Raw genomic sequence first — 11,304 nt, 5'->3', positions numbered from 1 at the left:
CCACAAACCCGTGACAGCCTTAATCAAACCTTAAGCGGTATCGGCCACTCCTAAGCGTGCCGGTCCAGGAAACAAGCCGACGGAACCCCCGCGCGCGCAACACATGAGGCGGCAGGACCAAGTGACCCTCCAGGCCAAATTCCCCGCAACGGACGTCCAGATAGCGTCCTCCATTGGTGCCTCCATCGACAGTGTTCCGAACAGCCTCTACCGCCAGTGCGGAAAACGGCTGATCGATCTTGCCCTGGTGTTGCTGGCGCTCCCGCTTGTACTCCCCGTGGTGACCGTGCTGGCCGCGTGCATCGCCCTGGATCGTGCCAATCCTGTCTTTGTCCAAAAGCGGATCGGAAAGGACGGGAAAGTGTTCCGCATGCTGAAACTCAGAACGATGGTACCCGACGCCGAAGCGCGGCTTGAGGCACATCTTGATCTGGATCCCGCAGCCGCACGGGAATGGGAGCGGACGCAGAAACTGCGCCACGATCCGAGGGTCACATGGGTCGGACGCTTTCTGCGCAAGACATCCCTCGACGAGCTTCCGCAACTCTGGAATGTCCTCGTTGGTGATATGTCCCTCGTCGGTCCGCGCCCGATGATGGAGAGTCAGATGCCTCTCTACCCCGGATCCGCCTACTACGACGTTCGCCCCGGTCTGACTGGCCCATGGCAAATCTCGGCCCGCAACGAGGCCGAGTTCGCCAGCCGCGCGACTTATGACACGCGCTACAGTGAAACCCTGTCGCTTGGTGCCGACATTGGCATTCTGCTTCGGACAGTAACTGTGGTGATCCGGGCAACCGGGTACTGACAGCAGTGTTCCCCCGCCTCCTCTCTCGACGTTCCGCCCCACTGGAATTGCCTTCCAGCTGTGGTAGAGGGAACTGAAAGAGGGAGATCGAGAATGAACTTCAAGAGCGTGCGTCGGTTGCGCAATGCGGCAATTTTGCTTTGCGCGACGGTTACTCTTGCGGCCTGCGACAGTGCCGAGGACCGCGCAGAAGAGCATTTCCAGAACGCCTTGGAACTCATGGAACAAGGCGACGTCGAACGCGCCTATGTCGAGCTCCGCAACGTGTTCAAGCTGAATGGGAAACACAGGGAGGCGCGGACATTATACGCCGACCACCTCCGCGAGATTGACGACCCGGTTGAGGCAATCTCCCACTACCGCTTGCTGGTCGAGCAGTATCCCGACGACATCTCGTCCCATGTCGCAATCGCCGAGATCGCAATCAATTTCAACGAATGGGTTCTGGTAGAAGACAAGGTAGCAGAACTGGACGACCTCGGCGCGACCGGCCCCGAGGTCGACGCCCTGCGCCTGGTGCTAAAATACCGTGCAGCGGTTCAGGCGCAGGATGCCGACGCGCGACGCGCGGTCGCCGAGGAGGCCGCGGCCCTGAAGGCCGAGATACCCGACAACGAGGTCAATCGCGCCATTATCATCGACAATCTGCTGCTGGACGGAGAGAACGAGGCGGCGCTGGTCGAAATCAATGAAGCCCTTGCGCTCATTCCAACCAACAGGCAGTTCCACCAGCTCCGCCTCCAGGCACTCGGTCGGGCCGGAGACCGCGACGGCATGGAACAGGCCCTGCTCCAGATGATCGAGCAGTTTCCCGACGAGGCAAGCCTGTCGACCGCGCTGGTCCGCCTGTACTCCTCCGAAGGCCAGACCCAGAAAGCGGAGGATTTCCTCCGTGGGCGAATCGTGCATGACGTCGCAAACGACGAGAACCGCACTGCCCTCGTTCTCTATCTGGCGGCCACGAAGGGCTCCGACGCCGCGCTGAAGCAGGCCGAGAGCTTCGTCGAAGAAGGGACCAACGACGACTATTTCAGGACGCTGACCGCCACGATCAAGTTCGAGAATGGCCAGACAGACGAAGCGATTGCCGAGGTCGAAAACGTACTGACAGGGGCTGAAGACGGTGAGCAGACCAATCGCATCAAGGTTGCCCTCGCCGAAATGCTGCTCAAGACCGGCAATGAGGTCGGTGCGCGCTCGCAGATTGAAGGTGTGCTGGAAAACGATCCCACGATGGTCGATGCGCTTCGGATGCGTGCCGAATGGCTCATTCGTTCCGACCGGGCCGACCAGGCAATTCTCGACCTTCGCACCGCCCTCGACCAGGATCCGGACAACGTCCCCGTCCTCAGCCTGATGGCCCAGGCGCATCTGAGGAATGGAGACCGCGACCTTGCGGCGGAGACACTCTCACTCGCCACGGCCGCATCGAACAATGCGCCGGCGGAATCTCTTGCGCAGGCACGCCACCTGATCGCAAACAGCCGCTTCATCCCGGCTGAGACAGTGTTGATCGACTCCCTCCGCCTCGCCCCCAACCACCCTGAACTACTGGCCGAACTCGGGATGCTCTATGTCCGTATGGAAGACTGGCCGCGCGCGGAACAGGTGGAAAATACTCTGAGAGATCTGGACACTCCGGGGAGCAAGGCAACCGCCGACCAGATCCGTCTGGCCATTCTCAGGGTCCGTCAACAGGGCGATGCCGCAATTGCTTTCCTTGAAGGCCTTGCCGAGGAGCAAGGCGGTCAGCTGGGCACGTCTGTCGAGATCCTGCGGTCACACATCGCACAGGGAAACACGGACGCGGCGCGCGAGCATGTCGACGATCTGCTCTCCCAGGCTCCCAACGACCCGACCCTTCGCTACCTTTCGGCCGCAGTCGATGTTGCCGGCGGCGATTTCTCCGCGGCCGAGACGACGTACCGCGACCTGCTGGCAGAAAACCCCGGGTTTGACAGGGCCTGGATGGAACTGGTCCGAATCCTCAACATGACGGGTCGAAGCGAAGAGGCCGAACAGGCTGTCGCGGACGGGCTGACCGCAGTCCCGGGCAGCCCGCAACTGCTCTGGGCGCAGGCCACGATACATGAGCGCAACCGCGAATTCGACGCCGCGATAGACATCTACGAGACCCTCTACGAGCGCAACACAGGTAGCGTGCTGGTTGCCAACAATCTCGCCAGCCTGCTGAGCACGGTCCGACAGGATGATGAAAGCCTCGAGCGGGCCTATCGGATTGCACGCCGGCTTCGGGAGACCGACCTGCCGCCCTATCAGGACACCTACGGCTGGATCGCCTACCGGCGTGGAGAGTTCGACGACGCATTGCGGCATCTGGAGCCCGCGGCCAAAGGGCTGCCCGAGGACCCGCTGGTTCAGTATCACCTTGCGCTGACCTACATGGCGCTCGAACAAAACGCCAAGGCGCTCGAACAGTTCCAGAAGACGCTGGACGTGGCCCGCGATGATCCGCGCCCGGCGTTCGACGACGCCCGGGAAAAGGTCAAAATGCTACAGTCCCAATAATTCCAACTGCTGTACACCTTGACGACGGTGCCGCGCTTCCCCTGCCGCCGCCACCTGCTATAGTTTGTCCAAAATTGGGCAACAGGCAAAGGTGCGGCTACTGACCGTGCCAAAACAAACAAGAAACGTGAGGACGGCAGAATGATTGCGAGATTGGCGCTGGGTGCGATTGCGCTTTTCATAAGCCTGTGCGCAGCTGCGGCACAGGGTTCCTACCAGATCCAGTCCGGAGACACCCTGGCGATCGAGATTCTCGAGGATTCATCGCTCAACCGCAACGCACTGGTATTGCCTGATGGCCGCTTCAGCTTCCCCATGGCTGGATCCGTCAAGGCTGGTGGGCGAACCACCGACCAGGTGGAACAGACCATTGCCTCAAGTATCGCCAGCAACTTCGCAGTCAAACCGACGGTCTTTGTCTCGGTTGTGGGCCTGGCACCGGAAAAACCCGTCGAGTTGAGCGACGACACCTTCGTGGTCTATCTCGTTGGCGAGGTGAACGACCCCGGCCCCAAGACCGTGCTCGGCGGAACGACGCTGCTCCAGTTGCTGTCTCAGAGCGGTGGTTTCACGAAATACGCGGCCAAGAAACGCCTGCAGCTTCGTAGGCAGGATAAGGCCTCCGGCCGTCAGAAACTATACAAGATCAACTACAAGGCGATCGCCCAGGGCGCCCAGATAAACGCCGATCCTCGCCTGATCGAGGGCGATGTCGTGCTTGTCCCGGAACGGCGCTTGTTCGAGTGATGTATGCGCACAGGTCGTAGAGAGTTCCTGGGGCAGAAGGCTTGCCTCGGCGCGATCGCAGGGTGCTTGGCCACTTTCGCGAGCGCTCAGACCACAACCGAGAGTGCAACGGAGGGGTTCTTCGACCTGAGCACCGGCTACTACTTCTCGGACAACTACGACGCGTTGGAGAACCCGACCGGGAACACCTACCTGTGGCGGACCGATGCAACGCTCGGATACGCGTCGGAAACCCGTAGCGAGCAGTTTTCCGCAGAGGCAGGGACGACGCTGGAGCTTGGCGAATACGGCGAGGACGACGGTGAAAACGGAGGCTTCCTCAACCCGTTCTTCCAGGTGAGCTATGACCGGCAGGGGTATAACGCAAACCTCGAAACAGAGTTGAGCTACCGGCAAAGCGAGAACCGTTTTGACCGGAAGTTCCAACCTCAGACAGGCCGGGACCTGATTGTAGACCAGGGAACGCGACGCGACCTTCGGTTTGCGGCGACACTGGCCGGAGGCAACGGAACGCCGACGACTTCGGAGGCTACGCTGCAGTTCCGGCAAACCCGCTACCAGGACACGACAGACCCGGACCTCACTGATCGCGACACGCTTCTTTTCAATGGTCGACTTGAGTTGGCCGCCACGCGGACTGCGCAACTGTTCGGTGTTCTGGACTACTATGACCGGGACGATATCGAGGATCTGAAGTCCGACGAAATTCGCAAAGGTGTTGGCTTGGGCATAAACGTGGAACTCAATCCGCGCCTCGCTTTCTATGGCGCGGCCCGGTACGAATCCAACGCGTTGACACAGACCGTCGGCAGCGAACGTGTGACCACCGAAAGACACGAACCCACGCTCGATCTGCGCCTGACCCAGGACATGAAGAACGGCAATCTCCGCACACGCCTCCGCAGCCGCCTGGAGAGCACGGGCGTTCAGACCGACCTGTCCTTCGGACGCGCACTGGACCTCATCCACGGCAGTGTCGACCTGACGATCGGCGCCACGCGGACGTCTTCCGGAACCGTAACTCCGGTCGGGAGCATAGACTGGACCCGCGACTACAAGACGTCGGCATTGCAAGTTGTGTTCAGAAGCGCGGTCCGCACGAACGATGACGACGAGGATACGGTCGACAGCCGGTTGAACGTCAACTACGCGCAGGAACTCACGCAACTGACCGGAATGGAGCTGTCTCTCGGTCTCTATTCCTCGGATCCGCTGGATGATGGCGGCGAGAACCGGGAAAGGGCGGATTTCTCGGCAAGCCTCTACAGGGAGATCAACGAAGATTGGCGGATCCGCGCAGGCTACACACATAACTACGCGTTCGATCGGGTAGACGAATTGATTGCCGAGAACGTGTTCTTTGCCACCCTTGACCGGAACTTCACCTTCCGCCCGTAGTGGGCCAGGACAAAAACGGGACAGGCCGAGGATTCTCTGAGCATGACGAGCCCAACCGCATCTTCGGCGGACACATCCGGAACGTTTTCAACCGGCTTTCTCTGGTTCGCCGGTCTGCTGCTCGCGTCGGTTCCGATTTTCTGGATCGGCTTCGTGTCCCTCGCGAACGCCTGGTCGACGCCGGAATACAGCCACGGCCCGCTCATTCCCCTGATCTCGCTGTACCTCTTCCTTCGGGAGATGCGCCTCAGCGAGCCATTGCCCAAGGATATCAACGACCGCGGCCCCGGGCTGTTGGTGCTGGCCGCCGCCTTGTTCCTTGCGGTACTGGGAAATCTGGCGCGCATCCCGGATATCGTGACCTATGCCTTCATCTTCTGGGTCAGCGGCGTCGTCCTGACCTTCTTCGGCTGGAAGCGCGGAATTCGCCACCAGTTGCCGGTCTTTCACCTGATCTTCATGCTGCCGCTGCCACAATTCCTGTACTGGAAACTGACGATCTTCCTTCAGGGCGTTTCCTCCGAACTGGGCGTCTGGTTCGTTCGCACGGCGGGTGTTCCAGTCTATCTGGAAGGCAATGTCATCGACCTGGGCGTGTACAAGCTGCAGGTTGCCGAAGCCTGCTCCGGGTTGCGCTACCTGTTCCCGATATTGAGCTTCTCCTACCTGTTCTCGATCCTCTACCGTGGCCCGTTCTGGCACAAGGCAGTCCTGCTCCTCTCGGCCGCGCCACTCACCGTCTTCATGAACTCCGTCCGCATCGGGATCGTCGGCGTGCTGGTGAACAGCTACGGGATCCAGCAGGCTGAGGGGTTCATACACTTCTTCGAAGGCTGGGTAATCTTCCTGTTGTGCGTGGGCATCCTGTTCCTGCTTGCCATCTGCCTTCAACGACTGACCCCCGCCCCCCTGCCACTTGCCGATGCAATCGATCTCGACTTCGAGGGGTTCGGCGGGATTCTCATGAGGATCTTCTCGATCCGGACGTTCAAAGCGCTGATTGCGGCCTGTCTTCTGACGGCCGGTGCCAGCCTCGCCTGGACCAGTATCCAACCGGGCGAAGCAACTCTGGTGGATCGCGATGGGTTTGCCGTCTTTCCAAACCGTATCGAAAACTGGTCGGGCATTCGGGCGCAACTGACGCCGGACATCGAGGCCATTCTCGCCGCTGACGACTACGTCAATGCGACCTTCGCAAAGGCCGGAACGCGCGAAACCGTCGGCATGTTCGTCGCCTACTACGAAAGCCAGACCGAAGGCTTCGGGATCCACTCCCCCGAGGTTTGCCTGCCAACGGGCGGATGGGAAGTGTTCGGGATTGCGCCGAGGGAGGTCTCGTTTCCCGACACTCCGTACGGAACCTTCACCCTGAACCGGGCGGTGATCGAGAAAGGCCTGAACCGACAGCTGGTGTATTACTGGTTCGAGCAGCGTGGAAAGCGCATGACCAATGACTTCGCCGCCAAGGCCAGCGTCGTCGTCGACAGCCTGACCACCGGCCGCACCGATGGTGCGCTGGTGCGTTTCATAACCCGAATTGCACCAGACGAAACCGAGGAAGCAGCCGACAAACGGTTGCAGGACTTCATGAGCCAGGCCCTTCTGAAATTGCCGCGCTTCGTACCCGAATAGGCCTGCCGACGCTCTTTGCTTGCATCGTTCGGGGAGAGGGGTCATTCAATTGCCAATGTTGCGACCGACCCTTTCATCGTCGTTGTCCTTCCCGCGGACCTACCCGATTGTCTTGCTGCTCATCCTGCTGTGCAGCGTCATCGAGGCAATTCTCCTCCTCGGTGACCTCGGGGTCTTTGGCGGGACGCGCTTGCGCGCCATCGCCTATGAATACGGTGCCTTCTGGCCCGGTCTTCTGCACAACTGGCATGCGAACTACCCAAGCCAGCCATGGCTGATGTTCGCGACCTACAGTTTCCTGCACGGTGGCGTGGTTCATCTCGTATTCAACATGATCACCCTGGCCTCCCTCGGAATGACGGTGCAGGATCGTGCAGGACCCACCGGTTTCTTCGCGATCTACGCACTTTCCGTCGTTCTTGGCGGGGCGTTCTACGCAGCGCTGGGGGATGCGAGCACTCCGATGGTCGGCGCATCGGGCGGGCTGTTCGGACTCGCAGGCGCCATTGTCGCCTGGATCTGGCTGTCGCGCCCCAACACCCGGTCTTCGATACGGGCCACACGCCGGATCCTGATCGTCCTGATCCTGATGAACGTGATCCTCTTCATCGCTTTCGCCGGTCGGGTCGCCTGGGAAACACATCTTGGCGGGTTTGCCGCCGGTTGGCTGACCGCAGTCATTCAGAAACGAACGAGCCGCATTCGATGAGCTGGATACGACGCCTTCTCGCAAAATCAACCGACGCAGGGATACAGCCACCTGAGCCGGACCGCAGGCTATACGCCGTCGGTGACATTCACGGTCGCCTGGATCTTCTCGACGGGGTGCTTGCAGCCATCGAAGATGACCGGGGCAATCGCAGCGCCGACATCGTGTTCCTGGGCGACTACGTTGATCGCGGTCCTGAAAGCCATGCTGTGCTGCGTCGGTTGATGCACTTTCAGCAACAACAGGGCCCGGCAAATGTGCACTGCCTGCTTGGAAATCATGACCGTATGTTGCTCGACTTCATGCACATGCCCAGTGTCGCAACGGGCCGGTGGTTGACTATTGGGGGGCAGGAAACAGTGGAGAGCTTTGGGGTCGGGCACGTCACGGCAAAATCCACCAATGCCAGACTGAGCGAAATCGCGGACCGAATCCGTATCGAGGCCGGCGACGACCTCCTTGATTGGCTCGGCAAGCTCCCTTTGTGGTGGCAGTCCGGCAACGTGGTGACCGTCCATGCGCTGACAGACCCGGACCTCCCCATGGAACAGCAGGAGGAAGGTACACTCTTGTGGGCACGCCCCCCTCGGCAACCTCGCGCGCGGTGGGATGGGGCGTGGGTGGTGCACGGTCACACGGTCGTCCCCGAACCATCGGCAGAGGCCGGGTATATAGCCCTCGACACCGGTGCCTGGAGGACAAACCGACTGACTGCGGCATGTATAGACCGGGGAGAAGTGCGGTTTATTTCCGGCTAGTCGACACTTGCTTCAAAACACTATGGCAGAGGTAATCCAAGCCATGCTAACCGTTCTGGTACGTCTACTCGTCGGCGTAGCATCGCGACCAAAAAAAGAACCAGACAAGGGCAAGAGCGGGACGGCCCAGGAACGGCACTGCACATCATGACGGATACCAAAGCTGCGCCGCAGGCATCGGGCGAAGCCTCATCTGGACGGCAGACAAAAAAAGTGCTCGCTATCGCCTCCGCAGGTGGGCACTGGCAGCAACTGATGATGCTGCGCCCCGCATTCGCTCATCATGACATTCACTTCGCGACAACGCTTCCGGGTCTTGCGGAGGAATTTGGTGCAGAGCCCGCGACGCTTATCCCAGACTGCAACCGCAACAGGAAACTGGAAGCCGCAACCACAGCGTTTGCGATCGTTCGGCTTGTCCGTCGGGTCCGGCCGGCCATCGTGATCTCGACAGGTGCGCTCCCTGGGGTCATGGCGCTCGCTGCGGGGCGCTTCTGGGGCGCACGAACAATCTGGGTCGACTCTGTCGCCAACGCGAAGGAAATGTCCATGTCCGGCAAACAGGCACGCCGCGTGGCCGACCTCTGGCTGACCCAATGGGAAGACGTCGCCGAACTCAGCGACGCGGAATTCGCAGGAGCCGTTCTGTGATCTTGGTCACGATCGGAATGCAACTTCCGTTTCCGCGGCTGCTGACCGCAATGGATGGCATCGCGGCGCGAACCAAGGAGCCCGTTCTCGCGCAAACTGGTCCCCAGCGTCAGGGCTACAAGTTCATGGAAACGCTCGAGACGATTCCGCCCTCCGAATACGAAGGAACGTTTGAGCGGTCGCGAGTGGTCGTCGGCCACGCCGGCATAGGTACCATCCTGACGGCAAAAAAAATCGGCAAACCTCTGATCATCTTCCCCCGCCGACACTCCAACGGCGAGCACCGAAACGACCATCAGGTTGCAACCGCACAACACTTCGAGGCCTTGCCTGGCATACACATCGCCTGGGACGAAGATGACCTGGAAAAACTGGTTCATTGCCCATCATTGGAAGGCGCAACCGCGTCTCTCAATCCATCCTATGCAACATTGCTGCACCGCATCGAGTCGTTTATCGACTCCGGAGGGCGGTAGGTTGCCGCGAAGCCTCATGCATCATTCAGGTATCCTGAGTGCAAGCGGCTGCCACCGGGTGGCCTGTCCGGGCGAAAGTTCCGTTGCGCCCATAGCACCAGATTAGGAAAAGGCGATGAAACGAAAAGGTATTGTCCTCGCCGGCGGATCGGGAACGCGGCTCTACCCGATCACCATGGCCGTTTCCAAGCAATTACTTCCGATTTACGACAAACCCATGGTGTTCTATCCGCTCAGCGTCCTGATGCTGGCGGGTATTCGAGAGATAGCGATCATCACGACCCCCATCGACCAGCCGCAATTTCAACGCCTGCTGGGCGATGGCAGCCAGTTTGGACTGGAACTGACCTGGATCGAGCAACCAACGCCGGACGGACTTGCGCAAGCGTTTATACTTGCGGAGTCGTTTCTTGATGGCAGCCCTTCCGCGCTGATCCTCGGCGACAATATCTTTTTTGGCCATGGACTTCCTGAGAATCTTGCCGATGCGGATCAAAAGTCGGAGGGCGGCACGATCTTCGCATATCAAGTGTCCGATCCGGAGCGATATGGGGTCGTGAGTTTCTCTGATGGCATCGTCACAGGGATCGTGGAAAAGCCCGAAACCGCACCTTCAAAATATGCGGTCACCGGTTTGTACTTTCTCGATGCACTGGCGCCAGAGCGAGCCAAGTCGCTCCGTCCCTCAGGGAGGGGTGAACTGGAGATCGCCTCTCTACTTGAGATCTACCTTCAGGGCGGTCAACTCGACGTCAAACTGATGGGTCGGGGCTTTGCCTGGCTCGACACCGGAACGCACGGGTCGCTATTGGATGCGGGGAACTTCGTCCGGACCCTGACGGAGCGGCAGGGGCTGCAGATGGGTTCTCTGGAGGAAATTGCATGGCGGAAGGGCTGGATATCAAACCAACAACTCCTTGATCGTGCGGCGTTCTTCAGCAAGACATTTTATGGTGACTACTTGCGTGGCCTTCTCGATTCCAAAACCTTTCAATAGCTTTTTACCGATAGATCGACGGTTCCCCGAACTGGTGCGCTATCGGCACTAGAACAGATCCTGACATCTGAGGGTCTCAACCTTTCCGAACACTGTGTCTGCTATGTGCTTCCAAAATGGAAGGCACGTCGTTCTTGGAGTGGGAACTTGCAGACGACCTGGCTGCAGCCATTTGCTTTCAATGATCTACGATAAGGTTTCCTTGGTGGTTTCGTTTTCATTAACGGGGAGTTTGGTTCGGCTGCATTTCTTTGAGTTTTTTGTCGGATTTTCCGTTTTGCATGTTTTTGCGAAGCCCTGCGGCACAGGTGTTCTTCCACTTTCGGGAGATATCTTCTGTTTCGGACGGCTCGCCTTGCCCCTACCCGGCGGTTCTACTGCCTGCCGGGATCAACGAGAGCAAACAAAGGAGAATCTGATGAGCGATTGGCAGTCGACCGCGCTTGTAACCGATGCATTCCCTCACTGGGCCAAGTCCGGGACGCTGGACGTGGATCCGCAGGATGGTTTTGTACAGCTTGAGCGTCGGAATTCTGAAGGGAATTGGGAGAGTTTTGAGGTTTTTGGTTCGACGGGAGCGTTCAAGATCGATGTTGTCA

General features: G+C 59.5%; 11 protein-coding genes. All 11 read left to right on the top strand.

Annotation, left to right across the window (positions count from 1 at the left end):
• Nucleotides 1–121 precede the first annotated feature (121 nt).
• The gene (locus tag CLV78_RS22345) at nt 122–808 is read left to right on the top strand and encodes a sugar transferase (RefSeq protein ID WP_245925252.1); all 687 of its coding nucleotides are present in this window, start codon (nt 122–124) and stop codon (nt 806–808) included.
• Nucleotides 809–901: 93 nt separating this feature from the next.
• Nucleotides 902–3,337 (top strand): tetratricopeptide repeat protein, encoded by a 2,436-nt coding sequence (locus CLV78_RS22340; protein ID WP_106208196.1) that lies wholly within the window; start codon nt 902–904, stop codon nt 3,335–3,337.
• A 141-nt stretch (nt 3,338–3,478) separates the two neighbouring features.
• On the top strand, nt 3,479–4,084 hold the full coding sequence (locus CLV78_RS22335; RefSeq protein WP_106208194.1) for a polysaccharide biosynthesis/export family protein: 606 nt from the start codon (nt 3,479–3,481) through the stop codon (nt 4,082–4,084).
• Nucleotides 4,085–4,150: 66 nt separating this feature from the next.
• Nucleotides 4,151–5,482, top strand: coding sequence for a hypothetical protein (locus CLV78_RS22330; protein ID WP_106208192.1), 1,332 nt, complete (start codon nt 4,151–4,153; stop codon nt 5,480–5,482).
• A 42-nt stretch (nt 5,483–5,524) separates the two neighbouring features.
• Nucleotides 5,525–7,114 (top strand): VPLPA-CTERM-specific exosortase XrtD, encoded by a 1,590-nt coding sequence (xrtD, locus tag CLV78_RS22325; protein ID WP_106208190.1) that lies wholly within the window; start codon nt 5,525–5,527, stop codon nt 7,112–7,114.
• Nucleotides 7,115–7,169: 55 nt separating this feature from the next.
• Nucleotides 7,170–7,823 carry a rhomboid family intramembrane serine protease gene (locus tag CLV78_RS22320; RefSeq protein WP_106208188.1) on the top strand — a complete coding sequence of 218 codons (654 nt, stop codon included), beginning with the start codon at nt 7,170–7,172 and terminating at the stop codon, nt 7,821–7,823.
• Nucleotides 7,820–8,581: a metallophosphoesterase gene (locus CLV78_RS25015; RefSeq protein ID WP_106208186.1), complete on the top strand. Its 762-nt coding sequence runs from the start codon at nt 7,820–7,822 to the stop codon at nt 8,579–8,581. Before CLV78_RS22320 ends, CLV78_RS25015 begins: the two co-directional genes overlap by 4 nt.
• Nucleotides 8,582–8,728: 147 nt before the next feature.
• Nucleotides 8,729–9,232 carry a glycosyltransferase family protein gene (locus CLV78_RS22310; RefSeq protein ID WP_106208184.1) on the top strand — a complete coding sequence of 168 codons (504 nt, stop codon included), beginning with the start codon at nt 8,729–8,731 and terminating at the stop codon, nt 9,230–9,232.
• Nucleotides 9,229–9,708 (top strand): glycosyltransferase, encoded by a 480-nt coding sequence (locus CLV78_RS22305; protein ID WP_158263639.1) that lies wholly within the window; start codon nt 9,229–9,231, stop codon nt 9,706–9,708. The genes CLV78_RS22310 and CLV78_RS22305 overlap by 4 nt, the downstream gene beginning before the upstream one ends.
• A 115-nt stretch (nt 9,709–9,823) precedes the next feature.
• Entirely contained in the window at nt 9,824–10,705 is an 882-nt protein-coding gene (rfbA, locus tag CLV78_RS22300) for a glucose-1-phosphate thymidylyltransferase RfbA (RefSeq protein ID WP_106208180.1), read from the top strand.
• Between the two features lie 181 nt (nt 10,706–10,886).
• Nucleotides 10,887–11,304: hypothetical protein (locus CLV78_RS23730; protein ID WP_146136762.1), on the top strand; the 418-nt coding region annotated here is incomplete at its 3' end.

It is taken from the genome of Aliiruegeria haliotis (assembly GCF_003003255.1).
GTDB lineage: Bacteria > Pseudomonadota > Alphaproteobacteria > Rhodobacterales > Rhodobacteraceae > Tropicimonas > Tropicimonas haliotis.
The sequence above is the reverse complement of the archived record's forward strand: the minus strand, read 5'-3'. Positions and strand labels throughout refer to the sequence as shown.